General features: G+C 70.1%; 16 protein-coding genes. 3 read left to right on the forward strand and 13 right to left on the reverse strand.

The window, feature by feature from the left end:
- Window positions 1-1,884, forward strand: a complete 1,884-nt coding sequence (locus ACIA5D_RS12890; RefSeq protein ID WP_396030045.1) for a response regulator — start codon at window positions 1-3, stop codon at window positions 1,882-1,884.
- Between the two features lie 39 nt (window positions 1,885-1,923).
- Window positions 1,924-4,818, forward strand: a complete 2,895-nt coding sequence (locus ACIA5D_RS12895; RefSeq protein ID WP_396030046.1) for a beta-galactosidase — start codon at window positions 1,924-1,926, stop codon at window positions 4,816-4,818.
- Here the strand turns inward: ACIA5D_RS12895 and ACIA5D_RS12900 are convergent.
- The 7 genes from ACIA5D_RS12900 to ACIA5D_RS12930 form a co-directional block, all read right to left on the reverse strand.
- On the reverse strand, window positions 4,815-6,674 hold the full coding sequence (locus tag ACIA5D_RS12900) for an L-lactate permease (RefSeq protein WP_396030047.1): 1,860 nt from the start codon (window positions 6,672-6,674) through the stop codon (window positions 4,815-4,817). The genes ACIA5D_RS12895 and ACIA5D_RS12900 overlap by 4 nt on opposite strands.
- Before the next feature lie 111 nt (window positions 6,675-6,785).
- A complete protein-coding gene (locus ACIA5D_RS12905) occupies window positions 6,786-7,580 on the reverse strand; it encodes an ABC transporter permease (protein WP_396030048.1) in 795 nt (264 codons plus the stop codon).
- Window positions 7,577-8,323: an ABC transporter permease gene (locus ACIA5D_RS12910; protein ID WP_396030049.1), complete on the reverse strand. Its 747-nt coding sequence runs from the start codon at window positions 8,321-8,323 to the stop codon at window positions 7,577-7,579. Before ACIA5D_RS12910 ends, ACIA5D_RS12905 begins: the two co-directional genes overlap by 4 nt.
- Window positions 8,320-9,096, reverse strand: coding sequence for an ABC transporter ATP-binding protein (locus ACIA5D_RS12915; protein ID WP_396030050.1), 777 nt, complete (start codon window positions 9,094-9,096; stop codon window positions 8,320-8,322). The genes ACIA5D_RS12910 and ACIA5D_RS12915 overlap by 4 nt, the downstream gene beginning before the upstream one ends.
- Before the next feature lie 2 nt (window positions 9,097-9,098).
- Window positions 9,099-10,163, reverse strand: a complete 1,065-nt coding sequence (locus ACIA5D_RS12920) for an ABC transporter substrate-binding protein (protein WP_396030051.1) — start codon at window positions 10,161-10,163, stop codon at window positions 9,099-9,101.
- 96 nt (window positions 10,164-10,259) lie between these two features.
- Window positions 10,260-10,547, reverse strand: coding sequence for a hypothetical protein (locus ACIA5D_RS12925; protein WP_396030052.1), 288 nt, complete (start codon window positions 10,545-10,547; stop codon window positions 10,260-10,262).
- Window positions 10,544-11,704: a WXG100 family type VII secretion target gene (locus ACIA5D_RS12930; protein WP_396030053.1), complete on the reverse strand. Its 1,161-nt coding sequence runs from the start codon at window positions 11,702-11,704 to the stop codon at window positions 10,544-10,546. Before ACIA5D_RS12930 ends, ACIA5D_RS12925 begins: the two co-directional genes overlap by 4 nt.
- 128 nt (window positions 11,705-11,832) lie before the next feature.
- Between ACIA5D_RS12930 and ACIA5D_RS12935 the strand changes: the two genes are divergently transcribed.
- Window positions 11,833-12,264, forward strand: a complete 432-nt coding sequence (locus ACIA5D_RS12935) for a cupin domain-containing protein (protein ID WP_396030054.1) — start codon at window positions 11,833-11,835, stop codon at window positions 12,262-12,264.
- Between the two features lie 189 nt (window positions 12,265-12,453).
- Here the strand turns inward: ACIA5D_RS12935 and ACIA5D_RS12940 are convergent, their stop codons facing one another.
- The 6 genes from ACIA5D_RS12940 to hypF are packed head-to-tail and all read right to left on the reverse strand — an operon-like array spanning window position 12,454 to window position 18,662.
- Window positions 12,454-13,008, reverse strand: coding sequence for an isochorismatase family protein (locus tag ACIA5D_RS12940; protein WP_396030055.1), 555 nt, complete (start codon window positions 13,006-13,008; stop codon window positions 12,454-12,456).
- Window positions 13,005-13,754 (reverse strand): DUF6390 family protein, encoded by a 750-nt coding sequence (locus ACIA5D_RS12945; protein WP_396030056.1) that lies wholly within the window; start codon window positions 13,752-13,754, stop codon window positions 13,005-13,007. Before ACIA5D_RS12945 ends, ACIA5D_RS12940 begins: the two co-directional genes overlap by 4 nt.
- Window positions 13,755-13,757: 3 nt before the next feature.
- Window positions 13,758-14,801 (reverse strand): hydrogenase expression/formation protein HypE, encoded by a 1,044-nt coding sequence (gene hypE, locus ACIA5D_RS12950; RefSeq protein WP_396030057.1) that lies wholly within the window; start codon window positions 14,799-14,801, stop codon window positions 13,758-13,760.
- Complete coding sequence (gene hypD, locus ACIA5D_RS12955) at window positions 14,798-15,901, reverse strand: hydrogenase formation protein HypD (RefSeq protein WP_396030058.1); 1,104 nt, start codon at window positions 15,899-15,901, stop codon at window positions 14,798-14,800. The genes hypE and hypD overlap by 4 nt, the downstream gene beginning before the upstream one ends.
- Window positions 15,885-16,139, reverse strand: coding sequence for a HypC/HybG/HupF family hydrogenase formation chaperone (locus tag ACIA5D_RS12960; RefSeq protein ID WP_396030059.1), 255 nt, complete (start codon window positions 16,137-16,139; stop codon window positions 15,885-15,887). Before ACIA5D_RS12960 ends, hypD begins: the two co-directional genes overlap by 17 nt.
- A gap of 24 nt (window positions 16,140-16,163) precedes the next feature.
- Entirely contained in the window at window positions 16,164-18,662 is a 2,499-nt protein-coding gene (gene hypF / locus ACIA5D_RS12965; RefSeq protein ID WP_396030060.1) for a carbamoyltransferase HypF, read from the reverse strand.

Below are 18,662 nucleotides of genomic sequence, written 5' to 3' on the forward strand. Positions count from 1 at the left end.
ATGCATCTGCTGATCATCGACGACAGCGACGACGACGCCGTGCTGATCGTCCGCCAGCTGGCCCGGGCCGGCCTCGACGTCAGCCACAACCGTGCGGACACCCCCGGCGGCGTGGCCCGCGCGATCGAGCAGCGGTCGCCCGACGTGGTGATCTGTGACTACAACATGCCCGTGTTCCGCGCTGAGGAAGCGCTCGAGCAGGTGCGCGAGTACGACGCCGACATCCCGTTCCTGCTGGTCAGCGGCCAGGTCGGCGAGGAGTCGGCGGCCGCCATGATGCGCGCCGGCGTCCGCGACTTCGTGCTCAAGGACCGGCTGGCCCGGCTCGCCCCCGCCGTGCAGCGCGAACTGCACGAAGCGGCCGAGCGGCGGCAGCGGCGACGCGCCGAGGCCGCGCTGCGGGAGAGCGAAGAGCGGTTCCGGCTGATCGCCGAGCACGCCCAGGACGTCATCTTCCGCTACCGGCTGCACCCGACGGCCGCCATGGAGTACCTCAGCCCCGCGGTCGAGGAGATCACCGGATACCAGCCCGAGCAGTTCTACGCCGACCCCGAGCTGATCTTCCGGACGGTCGACACCGAGGACCGGGCCACGCTCGAGGCGTCCTGGCGCTCGATCGAGCCGGGCACGCTCACCATCCACTTCCGGCATCACGCCGGCCGCGCCGCCTGGGTCGAGCAGCGGGCCAGCTCGGTCACCGACAAGACCGGGCGGGTCGTCGCGGTCGAGGGGATCCTGCGCGACATCACCGAGCGGACCCGCCTCGAACAGCAGCTGCGCCAGGCCGAACGGCTCGACTCGCTCGGCCAGCTCGCCGGCGGCATCGCCCACGACTTCAACAACATTCTCGCGGTGATCTCCGGCTACGCCGACATCCTCGCCGACGAGCTCGCCGACCACCCGGTACGCCCCGACGTGCAGGCCATCGAGCAGGCCGCCGCGCGCGGCAGCGGCCTCACCCGCCAGCTGCTGATCTTCAGCCGGCTCGAGCCGTCCCGCCCCGAGACCCTCGACCTCAACACGGTCGCCGCCGACATGCAGCGCCTGCTCGCCCGCACGCTCGGCGAGGACATCGAGCTGAGCACGATGCTCTCGGCCGACCTGCCGGCGATCACCATGGACCGCAGCAAGCTCGAGCAGGTGCTGATGAACGCGGTGATGAACTCCCGCGCCGCGATGCCGACGGGCGGCCGGCTCACCATTGCGACCAGCGTCGAGGACGACAGCCGCTTCGTCTGCCTGAGCATCACCGACACCGGCGTCGGGATGGCCCCCGAGGTGGCGGCACGCGCGTTCGAGCCGTTCTTCACCACGAAGGGCCGGGGCAAAGGCACCGGGCTGGGCCTGGCGACGGCGTACGGGGTGGTCGCGGACGTGGGCGGAACGATCACGCTGGACTCGCAGCCCGGCCAGGGGACCACGGTCCGGGTGCGGCTGCCGGTGAGCGCCGAGGCGCCGTCCGGCCCGGCCGCGCCCGCGCGCTCGTCACCGGCCGGCGGCGCGGGGCGGCGCATCCTGGTGGTCGAGGACGAGGACGGCGTACGCGACATCGTCTGCCGCATCCTCACGAAGGCCGGCTACGAGGTGCACGCGGCCGGCGATCCGCAGGAGGCGCTGAAGCTTTGTCTGGACGGCAACCTGCAGGTGGACGCCCTGCTCAGCGACGTCATCATGCCCGGCATGTCGGGCACCCAACTCGCGGCGGAGCTGCGCCAGACCCGCCCGGAGCTGCCGGTGCTGTTCATGTCGGGCTACACGAGCGGGCCGGCGCCGGGCGGGCAGGAGCTGCCGCCGGACGCGCCGCTGCTGCACAAGCCCTTCCAGAACGACCAGCTGCTGCAGGCGATGAGCCAGCTGCTCGACCGAACTGACCCCACCAGCTGACGCTTGACGGCACACCGTCGAACGCATCAGCATGTATCGATGCGCTTCGAGAAGGTAAGGGCTTTCCTGGCGACGGCGGCAGCGGTCGTGCTCCTGGGCATCGGGTACGTCGCGACGCCCGCGCAAGGAGCTGCGATGCCGGCACAAAGGGCGGAGCAGCACACCGTCGCCTTCGATCAGTACTCGATGATCATCGACGGGCAGCGGACCTTCCTCTGGTCGGGCGAGATGCACCCCTTCCGTCTTCCCAGCCCCGCCCTCTGGCGCGACGTCCTCGAGAAGATGAAGGCGATCGGCTTCAACACCGTCTCCTTCTACTTCGACTGGGGCTACCACTCCCCGGCGCCCGGCATCTACGACTTCACCGGCGTACGCGACATGGACCGCCTGCTCACCATCGCCGACCAGGTCGGCCTGTACGTGATCGCCCGCCCCGGCCCGTACATCAACGCCGAGACCGACGGCGGTGGCTTCCCCGCGTGGCTCGCCACCCAGGCCGGCCGCGCCCGCAGCGACGCCCCCGACTACCTCGCCGCCACCGACGAGTGGCAGAGCGCCATCGACGCGATCATCGCCCGCCACCAGGTGACCGACGGCCGCGGCTCAGTGATCCTGTACCAGATCGAGAACGAGCTCGCCGCGACCGGCGCCTCGCAACGCAACTACCTGCAGCACCTGTACGACAAGGCCCGCGCCGACGGCATCCAGGTGCCGATCTTCCACAACGACAAGGGCCGCAACGGCTACTGGGTGCCGCCCTCCTCGACCGTCCCCGGCACCCTTCCCGGCCCGGTCGACCTGTACGCGTTCGACGGCTATCCGGGCGGCACGTGCCGCACCGACGGCACCGTCGGCTCGCCGAACGTGGCGCCCGACTGGGGCATCCAGGGCGCCGGCGGGGCGAAGGGCGGCGCCACCGCCTCCGACAAGACGCCCGGCTTCACTGCCGAGTTCGGCGGTGGCTGGTTCGACTACTGGGGCAGCGTCGGCACGTACCCGTGCACCGCGCTTCGCCAGGGGCCGGGCTACGAGCGGGTCTTCTACGGCGCCAACATCGCCAACCGGCTCACCGTGCAGAACTTCTACATGGTCTCCGGTGGCACGTCGTGGGGGTGGCTGCCGGCGCCGGTGGTCTACACCTCCTACGACTACGGCGCGGCGATCGACGAGGGCCGGCAGCTGCGGCCCAAGGCGCAGACGCTCAAGACACTCGGCTACTTCGTGCAAAGCGTCGCGCCGCTGACCAAGGTGGACAAGGGCGACGACGTGCCTGCGTCCTCGACCGCCGCGCGGATCGAGCACACCGTCAACGCCGAGACCGGCACGAACTTCTACTTCGCCGTGCACAACCCGTCGAACGCGACGACCGACGACAGCTTCACCTTCCCGCTGATCACCGCGGACGGCTCCTACACCGTGCCGCTGCGACTCAACGGGCAGGACGCGAAGACGCTGGTCGCGAACTACGACCTCGAGGGCAACCACCTCGTCTACTCGACCTCCGAGATCATGACGCACCTGCGCGGGGTGGCGCTGCTGCACGGCCGCGACGGCGAGGCGGGGGAGACGGTCCTGCGCTATCCGACCGAGCCCAAGGTCCAGGTTCTCGAAGGGGCGGCTTCCGCCGCCTACGACGCGAAAACGGGCGATCTGCGGCTCACCTACTCTCATCACGGCATCATTCGCGTACGGGTGACCGCACCCGACCGCCCGAGCCTGACGCTTCTGGTGGCCGACGAGGACGCGGCGGCGACCTTCTGGCGCGTGGATGACGTGCTCGTCCGGGGGCCGCAACTCGTGCGCGCCGCGCGGGTGCACGACGGCCGGCTCGCTCTCACCGGGGACACCACGGCCTCCGCGCCGCTCGAAGTGTGGGGTCCGGCGCGCACCCTCACCTGGAACGGCAAACCGGTCGCGGCCCGATCTTCCGGTGGCGCGCTGCTCGCCGTACGCCATCTGCCCGGACCTCGGGAGATCGTCCTGCCGGACCTGACCGCCTGGCGCTATGCCGCGGAGTCGCCGGAGGCGAAGCCCGGCTTCGACGACGCCGCATGGCGGACCGCCGGCCTGACCTCCACCAACAGCACCACGAAGCCACCGGCCGGGCAGGTCGTGCTCACCGCCGACGACTACGGCTTCCATCACGGCGACATCTGGTATCGCGGGCACTTCGACGGCCCGGCGCCGGCCGCCGTGACGCTCGACTGGGGTGGCGGCGGCGCGGGGCTGGCTCAGGCCTGGCTGGACGGCGCCTACCTCGGGCAGCGGACGATCCCGAGCGGGGTGGCGGCGCCGCCGACCCGTAACAACGACACGTTCACGGTCCCGCCCGCGCTGCTCACCGACGGGCCGCACGTGCTCTCGATCATGGTGCGGAACAACTCGCACAACGAGGACGGCGGGGTCAACGACGCCCACAAGGAGGGGCGCGGCGTGATCGGCGCAACCTTCGACGGCGTCGTGCCCAGCGGGGTGACCTGGCGCGTCCAGGGCACGGCCGGCGTGGATCCGGTGCGCGGGCCGCTCAACAACGGCGGCCTCTACGGCGAGCGCAACGGCTGGTCGCTGCCCGGTTTCCCGGACCGCTCGTGGTCGGCCCGTGCCGTCCCCGACACGTCCGCCGTCGCGGGCACGTCGTGGTACCGGACCAGCTTCGACCTGAAGATCCCCGCAGACATCGACGCCTCGCTGGGCCTGACCATCGGCGACCCGGCGACGCCGCGCTCGGACCGGCACTACCGGGTGCTGATCTTCGTGAACGGCTGGAACATGGGCCAGTACATCGCCGACGTCGGCCCGCAGCACACGTTCGCCCTGCCCACCGGCGTACTGAACCCACGCGGCCGCAACACCATCGCCCTCGCCGTAACCAGCGACGGCGAGGCGGCTCTCGAAAGCGTCCGCCTCACCACGCTGGGCGTCGCGCGTCGCTAGGGAATCATCCAGTCGAGAACGGGGGTGCCCTGCAAGGTCACCAGCACACACATGACGGCCAGCAGAACCACGCTCCAACCGACCACCTTGCGGAAGATGTCGCCCTCCCGGCCGGCCATGCCCACGGCCGCCGCGGCGATCGCCAGGTTCTGCGGGCTGATCATCTTGCCGAGGACGCCGCCGGACGAGTTGGCCGCGGCGAGCAGGAGGGGATCGAGGCCGGCCTTGGTCGCGGTCTGCACCTGAAGCGCGCCGAACAGGGCGTTCGATGAAGTGTCCGAGCCGGTCACGGCCACCCCGATCCAGCCGAGGATCGACGAGAGGACGACGAAGAAGCTGCCCGCCTGCGCCAGGAACTCGCCGAGCGTGTTGGTCTGCCCCGACTGGTTCATGACGTAGGCGAGCGCCAGCACCGCCATCACCGTCACGATCGCGTGCCGCAGCGTCACGTACGTCTCGCCGTAGGCGCGGATCGCCTTCTTCGCGCTCACCCGCAGCACGATCGCGGTGAGGATGCCCGCGAGGATCATCAGCGTGCCGGCGGCCGGCAGCCAGCCCAGCGTGAAGTTGGTCGACGAGACCGGTTTTCCGCTGGCGCTCAGCACGTGCAGGCCCGGCCATCCGAAGACGACCGTCCAGGGCTCCTTGGCGAGAGCGTCCTTGATCGGTCCGATGTTGGCGATCGAGAAGATCGCAATAATGATCAGATACGGGGCGTAGGCGCGGGCGATCTCCGCGGCCGAGTCGCGCTGGTCGATGCTTGCGCTCCTGGGCGCGTACGTCTCCCGCCCGCCGTTCTTGGCTCCGTCGTCCCCGGTCGCCGCGTTGTTCTCGCCCGTGTTGCCGCCGGCATTCCTGCCGGCCGCGGTTCCGTTCGGCCGCTCGGCGCTCCCGCCACCCAGCCCGCTGTCGGCCGCCGCCGCCGGTCCGTCGCCGGCGGCGCCCGTCGCCCGGCCGGATGTTCCGGCGCCGACGATCACCGAGTCGGCGTCCTCGTGCAGTGGCGGTATCTCGGCCGGCTGCCAGATGCGCAGCAGCAGCACCACGGCCGCCGCGGCCGCCAGCGACGCGATGATGTCCGTCAGCGGAACCGACACGTAGTTGGCCGCGACGAACTGCCCCACCGCGAACACGGCCCCCGCCACGATCGCCGCCGGCCAGGTCTGCCGGACGCCCCGCCGCCCATCGATCACCGCAACGAGGATCAGCGGAACGATCAGCGCGAGCAGCGGCGTCTGCCGCCCCACCATCGCCCCGAGCGTGTCGGTGTTGAGCCGCGGATCATCCACTGCCCCCGACGTGACCGTCCCCAGCGTCACAATCGGCGTGGCAAGCGCCCCGAACGCCACCGGCGCCGTGTTCGCGATCAGCGCCACTGCCGCCGCCCGGACGGGCGGGAACCCCAGCGCCATCAACATGACCACGGTGACCGCCACCGGCGTGCCGAACCCCGCCAGCGCCTCGAGCAGCGCTCCGAAGCAGAACGCCACGATGATCGCTTGAATACGCATGTCCGGGCTGACCCGGGCCATGGACCGTCGCAGCACGTCGAAGTGCCCGCTGACCACCGTCAGGTTGTAGACCCAGATCGCGTTGAGCACGATCCACAAGATCGGGAAGAACCCGAAGGCCGCCCCCTCGGTGGCGGACAGCAGCGCCGTCCCCACCGGCATGCTGTACACCACGATCGCCACGACGAGCGCGACCACGAGCGAGATGACCCCGGCGAGCCAGGCCCGCATCCGCAGCGCCCCGAGCAGGATGAAGAGCGTGAGCAGCGGCAACACCGCAAAGATGGCGGACACCGCCACCGAGTTGGCCACCGGGTCGGTCACGATCTGGAACTGATCCGCCATGTCAGCCACCCAGAGAATCGATCAATTTCCATGAATCTAACCTGTGACCCGCGTCATAAGTAAGGCCTCGGCTGGAGTTGATCACTAGCCGGGGCCGACCGGCCGGTCGCGTCAGAGCGTTTGTGCCTGGTCGGGGGCGTAACGGGTGAGGGTGAGCTGCTCGATGAAGCTGATCAGCGTGTAGAGCAGGATCGAGGCGGCCGTCACGATCGTCACCCCGGCCCACATGCGGTCCAGCTCGAAGGTCGTCACCGAGGCCAGCATCAGGTAGCCGAGTCCCTTGCCGGTGGCCAGCCATTCGGCGAGCAGGGCGCCCACCAGCGCCAGCGGGGCGGCCACGCGCATGGCGGCGAACAGCGCCGGCAGCGCGCCGGGAAGCTGGACGCGCAGCAGGGTCGAGAAGGGACCGGCGCCGTAGGCGCGCATCAGGTCCGTCGAGGAGCGTGGGACCGCGCGAAGGGCCAGCGAGACGTTCACCAGGACCGGGAAGAACGTCACGATGCCGGCGATGACCGTGACGGCGGCCAGGCCGCGGCCGAAGACCAGGGCGATCAGCGGCGTCATGGCCACGAGCGGGACCGCGCGCAGCGCCATGGCGATCGGGAGAAGGGTCTGCTCGACGCCCCGCCAGACGGCGAAGGCCAGGGCGGTGATCAGGGCCGCCAGCGTGCCGCCGATCAGGCCGATCATGGCGTCCACGGCGGTGGTCCGGGTGGCCTGCCAGAGGAGGGCTCGCTCGGCGTCGTGGGCAGGGTCGGTCAGGTAGCGCCAGACGTCGAGCGGACCCCGGGTCAGGAAGGGATCCAGGTGCAGCCCCTTGACCAGGAGCTGCCAGAGGCCGCAGATGACCACCACCGAAAGCGCGGCGCCGCCGATGCCCCGAAGCAGGCGCAACGCCGCCTTCATCGGGCGGTCCTCGGAGCCCACGGGGTGAGTGCGCGGCCGGCCAGGGCGGTGAGGCCGTACGCGCCGCCGGAGATGGCGGTGGCCACCAGGGCGATGCCCCAGGTCCGCTCCACGGCGAGGCTCTGCTGCGAGTTGATCATCGCCACGCCCAGGCCGGACTCGGCGCCCAGGTATTCACCGATGATCGCGCCGAGCATGGCGGCGGGGGCGGCGATCCGCAGGCCGGCGAAGAGGCTGGGGAGGCTCGCCCGCATGCGTACCCGCCGCAGCTGCGTCCACCGTCCGCCGCCGTAGGCGCGCACGAGGTCGAGGCTGGTGCGGTCGGCGCTGCGTAGCCCCACCAGCGTGCCGACCAGGGTGGTGAAGATGACCGAGATCGCGGCCAGGATGACCTTGGCGGTGTCGCCGCTGGAGAGCACGGCCAGAACCGGGCCGATCGCGATCACCGGGAGGCAGTAGGAGACCAGGGCCAGCCGCATGCCGGCCCGTTCGATCAACGGGAACTGGATGAGCAGGAAGGCCAGGGTGATCGCGATGGCGTTGCCCCACAGCCAGCCCTGGCCGGCCTCTCGCACCGTGGTCGCGATGTTGGGCCAGTAGAAGCTCCCCCCGTCGTGGCCCATCTGCCGGACTATCGCGGACGGGGGCGGAACGGCCCGGCTGTCGGCGAACACGGTGCGGCCGAGGATCTCCCAGACGATCAGGAGCACCACCACGCCGGCGACGCCATGCAGTCGTCTCATCCGACCCTTTCCCGTTCCCCGAACAGCATCGCGCTCAGCTGGTCCTCGAGCTCGTGGAAGCGGGCGGTGCGCATCATCTCCGGCGTGCGCGGCCTTGGCAGGTCGATGTCCACCTGGGCGACGATCCGTCCGGGGCGCGGACTCATCACCGCGACCGTGTCGGCGAGGAACACCGCCTCGGCGATCGAGTGGGTGACCAGCAGCGTCGTGGTGGCCCGCTCCGTCCAGATGCGCTGGAGCTCCAGGTTGAGCCGCTGCCGGGTCATCTCGTCGAGCGCACCGAACGGCTCGTCCAGCAGCAGGATCCGCGGCTCGACGACCAGCGCGCGGGCGATCGCCACCCGCTGGCGCATGCCGCCGGAGAGCTGGGCGGGCCGGGCCCGCTCGAAGCCCTCGAGACCGACCAGGCGGATCAGATCGGCGATCGTGGCGTCGTCCACCTTCACGCCGCTGACCTCCAACGGCAGGCGGATGTTGGCGGTCACCGAGCGCCAGGGCAGCAGGGCCGCGTCCTGGAACGCGATGCCGAGATGGTGGTTGCGGCGGGTGGCGGCGGGTTCCTCGCCGTGGATGTACGCGTGACCGGACGTCGGCTGTTCAAGATCGGCGAGGATGCGCAGGATCGTCGACTTCCCACACCCGGACGGGCCGAGCAGCGCGACGAACGCGCCGGCCGGGGTGTCCAGGTCGACGCGGTCGAGCGCGGTGACGGTGGACCGGCGGATCGTGAACTGCTTGGTGAGCTGCCGCAACACGATCCCCCGGCCCTCCATGGTCAGGCCGCCCCCTTGAGAGTGGGGTTCTCGGCGTACACCTCGGTGATGACGGACAGGTCGAAGAGCTGGTCCTTGGCGATGGTGGTGCCGCCCAGGGCCAGCGTCTTGAGCGTCTCCTCGACCAGCTCGTCGGTGATCGTGAAGAGGCCGTTCGCCTTGGTGTCGGCGGTGGAGACCACGGTGTTCTGCGCGGTCGACTCGAGCACTTGCTCCGCCTCGTCGAGACCGAGATCCTTGCCGTACTTGGTGGCGGCGAGGCCGGCGCCGAGTTTGGGGTCGGCGAGCGAGTCGGTCCACCCCTTGACGTCGCCGATCAGGGCGGCCTTCAGCTTGTCGCGATCCTTGGCGAGGGTTTCCTTCCGGACCGCGTACGTCTCGGACACCATCGGGTAGCCGTGGTCGTTGAGCAGCATCACGGCGGTGTCGACGCCCTTGGTCTTGAGCAGGTTCGGCTCGTTGGTGAAGAACGAGAACCAGCCGTCGACCTCCTTGGACACCAGGGGCGACGGGTCGAACTGGGCCGGCACCTTGGTGACCTTGCCCGGGTCGATGCCGTTGGCCTTGAGAAATGCGTTCCAGACCGGCTCGTTGGTAGCCTGCACCCCGATCTTCTTGCCGATCATCTCTTCCGGCTTGGTGATCGGCGCGCTCGCGAGGCTCATGATGCAGAACGGGTTCTTCTGATACTGCGCCCCGACGATGACGATCGGCGCTCCCTTGAGAATCGCCGCCGCGGTGATGTCCGGCGACGAGATGGCGAGCAGCGACTTGCCGGAGGCGACGACCGCGTCCTGGCTGACGTTCGGTCCGCCCGCCATGAGGTTGACACTCTCGAAGCCGGCGGAGGTGTAGTACCCCTTGGCGTCCGCGATGTAGGCGCCGGCGAACTCGACGTTCTTGACCCAGGAGTGCTGATAGTTCAGCGCCCCGAAGCTCTTGCTCTCAGTGCCGGAGGCGGCATCCGAGTCGTCCCCGCAGGCCGCGAGGACCGCGCCGGTGACGCCGAGGAGCCCAAGCCCGGCGCCACCACGAAGCAGGGAACGTCGATCTATGTAGGAGGCCATGCGAAACTCGCTTTCCCTGGAGAGGGCCCGACGCTAACCAGGGGGTGTTTCACTGGAGTTTCGCTATATGGCCAGCTTGTAGCGGTTGCCTCGCGATCAGTTCACGAGCCTGAAGTTGGGGACTTTGGGCACCCTCTCCTCGGGAGGGAGGCGTCTGTCCCGCACGATCGCGCCGTCCGGGATCACCACCCGTGAAAGGCCGACACCGAGCAGGCAGGTGTCACACCAGAAGGAGCCGTAGCCGACATCCCGGTCGGGATCGGCGGTGAAGACAAGCCGCAGGGTGTGATGGCCGCAGTTGGGACAGGCGACGTCGGCGTTGCCGGGCACTGCGTCGTAGACCACGTCGTATACGTCCAGCCAGTCCTCGTAGGTCGCCGTCATCTCGTCCTCGGTTCCGGTCGGATCGGTTGGTTGTCCCACCACTCGTCCTCGTAGTCGTAGGCCCGATCCTCCCACTGATTCCTTTCCGCCTCGTCCTGCGGAAACGGGATGCCGAGGGCGAGTTCGTCACGGTGGAACTTCTCGTGGACGAGAGTGCGGGCGAGGTCCTCCTCGCTGCGGAAGCCCGGCGAATAAAGCTCGATGCTTCCGTCCCGATAGGTGCTGCCGCATTCGCCTCGGTGAGCCTTGTCGCCGAGCGAGATGTCGAGTCCGGAGAGGTCGATGCCGTACTTCTCGGCGACGGCGTATGCCACTTCGAGCCGGAAATACTGGGTCGCGCCGGCGCCGCGCTTCCGCACCCGGTGGAGAACCGGCTCTGGCGCCTTGCTTTCGGCGCCGCCCAGGCGGCGGAGGAGCCTCTGGAGAGCTTCCAGCGCCTCGGCCAGTTGGTCGGTCAGGGTGCGGAGGCGGTGGATGCTGGAGACGAGGCCGTGCAGCCAGCGGGCGATGCGGCTGGACCACTGGGCGCAGAGGGTGGTCACCTGAGTGACCAACAGGGGCGTGGCCAGGCCGAGGGTGGCGAGCTCCTCGATGGCGTAGGAGATGAGCCGGGCAACGACCGTGGCGATCGCGTCGCGGACCATGATGCGGACGCCGGCGATCAGTTCGCCGGCGACCCCGACGGCCGTGGCCATCGCTTCGGCCGATGTCGAGAGGGCGGTTACGGCGTTTCGCTGGTTGGTGGACCAGTCGCGGTAGGCGTCGCCGGCCTCGCCGAACCACTCGGAGGTGTCCCACTGGACGGAGCGGATCAGCTCGTCGGTCTCGAGGCGCAGGGCCTCGGCGACGTTGTGCCAGGTGCGGGATTGGGCGGCGATGACCGCAGGGTCGCCGGCCAGCCAGTCGAGGGCCTCGGAGAGGGGCTTGACGTGCTCGATCAGCCAGGCGATGCCGTACTGGAGGAGGGCGCCCACCGGGTCGGCCACGAAGGCGAGCGCGTCGAGGCCGGCGGAGACGCCGCCGATGGAGGCGTCGACCCAGCTGCCGCCGCGGACGCCGGAGAGGACCTGGTCGACGTCCTCGGCCAAGGCCAGGCCGGCCCAGGAGCTGACCGGGCCTTCCACGGTCGGGGCCAGCAGCGCGTTGGGGCTGGTCATGTCGCCCTGCCCTTCGCCTGACGAGAATGAGGGTTGTTCCTCACACGACGGCGGAGGGTGTGCGGGTTCAGCGGGGCATGTGCGCGAAATCCCGATCGGCGTGGTTTCGATGCCCGTAAACAGGGCATATGGCATTGAATTACGCACGCTGGGCCGGTGTCGCGGCGGCCGCGTCTCTGCTGGTGGGGTCGTCGGCCGTGGCCACGCCGCCGGACCCGGGCGTCACCGGGAAAGTGCTGTGGCAGCGCACGGGGGCCGGCCGAGATCTGATCTTGCGCGAGATCCACATTCCGCCGGGCGCGGACAACGGCTGGCACTTCCACGACGGGCCGCTCTACGCGTGGGTCAAGGCGGGGACGCTCACCCACTACGACGCGACCTGCGCGCCGGACGGCGTCTACCGCGCGGGGCGGCTCCTCTTCGAACCCAGCGGACGCGACCACGTTCACACCGGGCGCAACCTCGGCAAAGTGGAGGTCGTGCTCAAAGTGCTCTACGTGCTGCCCTCCGGCAAGCCGCTCTCGGAGGACGCCGCCAACCCGGGCTGCGACTTCGGATGAACCCGCGCCGCGCCGCTGCCGGCCCCCGCGGTGGCGGCCGTCAGGGTTTGAAATCGCCGCGACGCTGCGAGGCCACGCGGTGGCGGTCGGTCAGGGTTTGAAACCGCCGCGGCGCTGCGAGGCCACGCGGTGGCGGCCGGTCAGGGTTTGAAACCGCCGCGACGCTGCCAGGCCCCGCGGTGGCGCCCGTCAGGGTTTGAAATCGATGTCGGCCGTCGTCACCGTGCCGGCGACGCGGCCGGGGGCCGCGTGGTACTGCCAGTACAGGTTGGTGTGGGCGATCACCTTGTCGGGGGTGGGCGCGCCGTAGGAGCTGAGGTCTTCGGTGGTGTGGGCGTCGGAGACCAGGGTGGTGTCGTAGCCGCGGGTGAAAGCGCCGTGCAGGGTCGAGCGGACGCAGGCGTCGCTCTGGGCCCCGGAGACGAAGAGGTGGCCGATCTGGGCGGCGGCGAGCACGGATTCGAGGTCGGTGTCTTCGAACGAGTCGCCGTAGCGCTTGTGCACCAGGGCCTCGTCGCCGGCTCGGGACATCTCGGGCGCCAGTTGCCAGCCCTCGCTGTCTTTCGGCATGTTGCCGTCGCTGTGTTGCACCCAGACGACGGGGACGTCGGCGGCGCGCGCCTTGTCGATCGCCGTGACGATGTTGGCGACGATGGCGTCGCGGTCGTGCGCCTGGGCGACCACGGATTTCTGCACGTCGATGACGAGGAGGGCGGACCGGGAGCGGCCTTCGAGGGTTGTCATGGGGCTGACGCTAGACCGGGGGTATGACAAGTTTCGGGGAACAGCGCCTGCCGCTGCCGCTCCTCCAGCGACTCGGTCCGGGCGGCCTGCTCCGGGGTGATCACGTCGCAGACCCAGTCCCAGTGCAGCGCCACCCGATCGCCGGGGGAGAGGCCCGCGAGCAGCGATCGTCCACCCGCCGACCAGGCCACCTCCTCCTCGCGCGGCCGCCCGGGTGCAAGCGCCGACCCGTCCCAGACCAGCGGGCGAGAGGTCACGGTGGCCGTCTCGCCACGCACGGCGAGCACCTTCCCCGTACGGATCCGGCACCGGTCCAGCACCGACACGGCCGTCGGGTTGCCGGTCCGCCGCAGCAGCGCCGCCCAGGGATAGACCCCGAAGACGTGGAAGCTGTGATGCGGAATGGCGCGATCGGAGGCGGACTCCCAGGTGCCACCGCGCTGCCCCGCAAACCGCTCCCGAAGATATGGCAATAAATCCGGAAAATCGGAGGGGTCGAGCAGGGAGTTGCCAATCCAATAGGCCTCGACGACCGCCGGGTCGAGCGCGTCCCCGAACTCCGGAGAAGCAATCCGGCTGAGGTACTCGAGATAAGCCCAGGCCCCCTCGAACCCCTGAGCCCGCCGAGCGATCTCCCCCGGCAGATCCGAGCGCAACATCGCCGCGGCCCCGTCCGGCCCGCAATACCCCAGCTCATTGGGTGGATACGCATACCGGGCGAACAGCAACGCCCCCGAATCCGACATGACTCAGCAGATCCGCGGCAGCTGTTCGCCGATAGGCATGTTGACCACCCGAGTCCCCCCGAGGGCGGTCCGCGCCACCACCATCCCCGGGTGCTCCTCGACGCACCGCCCGATCACCCGGGCCCCCGCTCCGAGCGGGTGATTCCGCATGGCTTCCAGCGCGGCGGAAGCGTCATCGGAGGGCACGAACGCCAGCAGCTTCCCCTCGTTGGCCACCTGCAACGGATCGAGCCCGAGCAGACTGCACGCGTCCGCCACCGACGCCGGAATCGGCAACGACGTCTCCTCCAGCAGGACACCCACCTTCGCGGCCCGGGCCAGTTCGTTCAGCGACGCCGCAACCCCGCCCCGGGTCGGATCCCGCAGGACGTGCACGTCGGCCCCCGACGCCAGCATCGCCGCCACCAGCCCGTGCAGCGGCGCCGTGTCGCTCGCCACGGTCGTCTCGAACTCGAGGCCCGCGCGCACGCTCATCACCGCTACACCGTGCACGCCGATGTCGCCGCTGATGATCACCACGTCGCCGGGCGCGGCCCGGGCGGGCGAGATCGTCACCCCCGGGTCCACGACGCCCACCCCGGTGGTGTTCAGGTAGACCCCGTCCCCGCTCCCGTTGTCCACCACCTTCGTGTCCCCGGTGACGATCTGCACCCCCGCCGCCGTGGCCGCCTCGCCGACCGCCGTGGCGATCTTGCCCACCGTGGCGAGCGGCGTTCCCTCCTGCAGGATGAAGGCGATCGACAGATACAGCGGCGAAGCCCCCGACATGGCCAGATCGTTGATCGTCCCGTTCACGGCCAGGTCCCCGATCGAGCCGCCCGGGAAGAACATCGGCTTCACGACGTACGAGTCGGTGGACAGCGCTATCCGCCCGCCCAGCAACGGCACCACCGCGCTGTCGGCGAGCGACACCGCCGACCCGTACGCCGGCAGGAACAGATGCTCGACCAACTCGCCCGACATCGCCCCGCCGCCGCCGTGCCCCATCACCACCTGCGGCGTGTCCCGCAGCGGCACCGGGCAGCTCCAGCCCTCGAAATCAATCATGAGATCTGCACCAGGTCGAGCCGCCGATAGGCGTAGTAGGCCGCGCACGCCCCCTCGGACGACACCATCGTCGCCCCGAGCGGGTTCCGCGGCGTGCACTGTTTCCCGAACGCCGAGCATTGATGCGGCTTGATGAGTCCCTGAAGCACCTCGCCGGACCGGCACAGCGGCGACTCCGACGTCTTGATGCCGGTGACCGCGAACCGCTGCTCGGCATCGAATTCCCGATACCGCGACGAGAGCCGCCAGCCACTGTCCGGAATCATCCCGATGCCGCGCCACGTCCGATCGGTCACCTCGAAGACGTCCCGCAGCATCTCCATGGCCGCCGGATTTCCGTCGTCCCGCACCGCCCGCGGATAGGCGTTCTCCACCTCGTGCCGCCCGGCTTCGAGCTGCACGACCGTCCGCCGGATTCCTTCGAGAATGTCGAGCGGCTCGAATCCGGTCACCACGATCGGCACCTGGTAGCGAGAGGCGAGCGGCGGGTACTCCCGGGTACCCATCACGCTGCACACGTGACCGGCCGCGAGAAACGCCTGCACCCGGCAGACCGGCGATTCCATGATGGCCGCGATCGCCGGCGGCACCAGCACGTGCGAGACGAGCAGCGAGAAGTTCGGGACCCCGAGCCGCCGCGCCTGATAGACCGTCATCGCATTGGCCGGCGCCGTGGTCTCGAACCCGATCCCGAAGAACACCACCTGCCGCTCCGGGTTCTCGCGGGCGATCTTCAAGGCGTCGAGCGGCGAGTACACCACCCGGACGTCCCCGCCCGCGCTCTTCACCCCGAACAGATCCTGGCTGCTGCCCGGCACCCGCAGCATGTCGCCGAACGAGCAGAAGATGACGCCCGGCTGAGCGGCGATCGCGAGCGCCTTGTCGATCATCTCGAGCGGCGTCACGCACACCGGGCATCCCGGCCCGTGGATCATTTCGACCCCGGCGGGCAGCAGTTGGTCGATCCCGTGCCGGATGATCGAGTGGGTCTGCCCGCCACAGACCTCCATCATCGCCCAGGGGCGGGTCGTCACGGCGTGGATCTCCTCGACCAGCCGCTTGGCCAGCGCGGGGTTGCCGAACTCATCGAGGTATTTCACCGAACTCCTCCTCGAGAATGCCCATCTTCCCGAAATTCACGAGCGTCTGCCGCGCGGACTCCTCGTCGAGCAGCTGAATGGCGAAGCCGACATGCACGACCACGTACTCGCCGACCGTCGCGTCCGGAACGTATTGAAGGCAGACGCTCTTGCGCACGCCGCCGAAATCGACCTCGGCCATCGGCACGCCGTCGGCCTCGGCGATGCGCAGAATGCGCCCGGGAACCGCCAGACACATGGGACCTCCTAACAGAGAGCCGATTCACACGGAACCGATCACGAGCTGGCCCAGGGCGATGCCGCCGTCGTTCGGTGGCAGCAGCCGCGGCCGCAGCGCCGTGAAGCCACGTTCCCCCAGTTCGCGCAGCGCCGCCTCGATCAGCAGCGCGTTCTGGAACACCCCGCCGCCGAGCACGACCACATCGATGCCGAACCTTTCCCGCCCGCGTTCGGCCATCTGCCCGATCAGCGCGGCCACCGCCGCGTGGAACCGGGCCGCCACTACCGGCGCCGCCACGCCATGCAACACATCGCGCGCGACCTGACGAATAACCGGTCCGGCGTCGGCGACATCCGGGCCGTCGTGACTCACGCACAATTCGAAGGAGTACGGGTGATCCAGCGCCCCGCCGGAACGCGCCTGTCCCTCGAGGAGGATCGCCGCCTCCGCCTCGTACTCGACGGTGTGCCGGATGCCGGCCAGCGACGACACCGCGTCGAACAGCCGCCCCATGCTCGAGGTCGGCACGCAGTCCGCGCCGCTGCCGAACTGCCGCGCGAGCAGGTCACGCTCGGCGGGCCGGCAGGCTCGCACCGCGGGGAGATCCGGGTGCCAGGGCACGCCGGCGGCATGCAGGTGGGCGAGAGCCATCCGGTACGGGCGCAGCACGCTCGCATCCCCGCCGGCGAGCGGCACGTACCCGAGCCGGGCCGCGCGCCGGTAGTCCTTGTAGTCGGCGATGAGCATCTCGCCGCCCCACACCGCCCCGTCCGGCCCGTACCCGGTCCCGTCGAACGCGATGCCGATGACCTGCTCGTCCGGTCCGAGCCCGTGCTCCGCCATCACCGAGGCGACATGCGCGTGATGATGCTGCACCCACCGCACCGGCCGCCCGTCCGCGTGCGTCCTGGCCCAGTCGCTCGACCGGTACCCCGGATGCAGGTCCGCCACCACGGTCTCCGGCCGCACCCCGGTCAGTTCCTCGAGGTGCCGCTCGGTCCGGGTGAGCGCCTCGATCGTGGACAGGTCGTCCATGTCCCCGATGTGCTGGCTGAGCCACGCGTACCGCCCGCTCGCCACCGCGCACGTGTTCTTGAGATCCGCACCGACGGCCAGGACCGGCGCCACCTCGAACGGGAGCGCGAGCGGCAGCGGCGCGTACCCCCGGGACCGCCGGATCGGCAGCTCGGCCCCCGCGACGTGCCGGCTCACCGAGTCGTCGCAGGGCACCCGGATACCCCGATCGTGCCGCAGCCACGCGTCGGCCAGCGCCCCGAGCCTGTCCAGCGCCGCGGCGTCGTCGGTGACGATCGGTTCCCCCGAGAGGTTCCCGGAGGTCATCACCAGCGCGTCCGGCCCCGGCGGATCGCCGGGCAGCCCGAACAGCAGCACGTGCAGCGGCGTGTAGGGCAGCATGATGCCGAGGTCCGGGTTGTCCGGCGCGACCTCGTCCGCGACTCCGGCGTCCGCCCGCCGGGGCGCCAGCACGATCGGCCGCCGGATGTCGTCGAGCAATTCCTCATCGCCCTCGGACAGCGCCGCGAGCCGTCGCGCGGTCTCGACATCGGCCACCATCACCGCGAACGGCTTGCCCCCGCGTTGCTTGCGCCGGCGCAACTCGGCCACCGCGGCGGCGTTCCGCGCATCGCAGGCCAGGTGGTACCCGCCGAGCCCCTTGACCGCAACGATCCGTCCCTCCGCCAGCAGCCGCCGGCACGCATCGAGCGGATTCTCGGAAGAAGGGGGCACCAGCTCGAGGGTCGGCCCGCACGATGGGCAGGCGATCGGCTGGGCGTGGAAGCGCCGGTCCTCCGGATCCGCGTACTCGGCCTCGCAATCCGCGCACATCGGGAAGCCGGCCATGGTGGTCGCGCGCCGGTCGTACGGAAGGGAATTGATGATCGTAAAACGTGGCCCGCAGTTGGTGCAGGTGATGAAGGGGTGCCGGTAGCGGCGGTCGGCCGGATCGCGCAGCTCGCGCAGGCAGTCGGCGCAGATCGCCACGTCCGGCGAGGCCAGCGTGTGTGCCTCGCCGCCGTGCGACGACGCGATCGTGAAGCCGGTGCCGCCCTGCAGCGGCAGGTCCTCCGAGAACACGCCGATCACCATGGCGAGCGGCGGCGCGTCGTTGCGCAGCCGCTGTCCGTACGAGTGGACGGCGTCGGCCTCACCCTCGACCTCGGTCACCACGCCGTCGGCGGTGTTGGCCACCGAGCCGGACAGGGCGAGGGCCGACGCGGTCGCGTACGCGAAAGGCCGGAACCCCACCCCCTGCACCAGCCCCGACACGGTGTAGCGGCGGCGTAGCCGGCGGGCCTGACCTACCAGCTCGAGCCCGCTCATCGCCCGTGCGGCCTCGCGCGCGTCGATGAGCTCGACGGCGAAGCCGAGGTGGATCAGTACCCAGGCGCCCGGGTCCGGCGGCGAGTCGAGCATGCCGATGTTGACTCGCCGCTTGGCCCCCTCGACGTCGACGAGCGCGAGCTGCCCCGCGTAGCCCTCGACGATCTCGACGACCTGACCCGGAATGCCGAGGCACAT

This window comes from Actinoplanes sp. NPDC051513, from assembly GCF_044454685.1.
Taxonomy (GTDB): Bacteria; Actinomycetota; Actinomycetes; order Mycobacteriales; family Micromonosporaceae; genus Actinoplanes.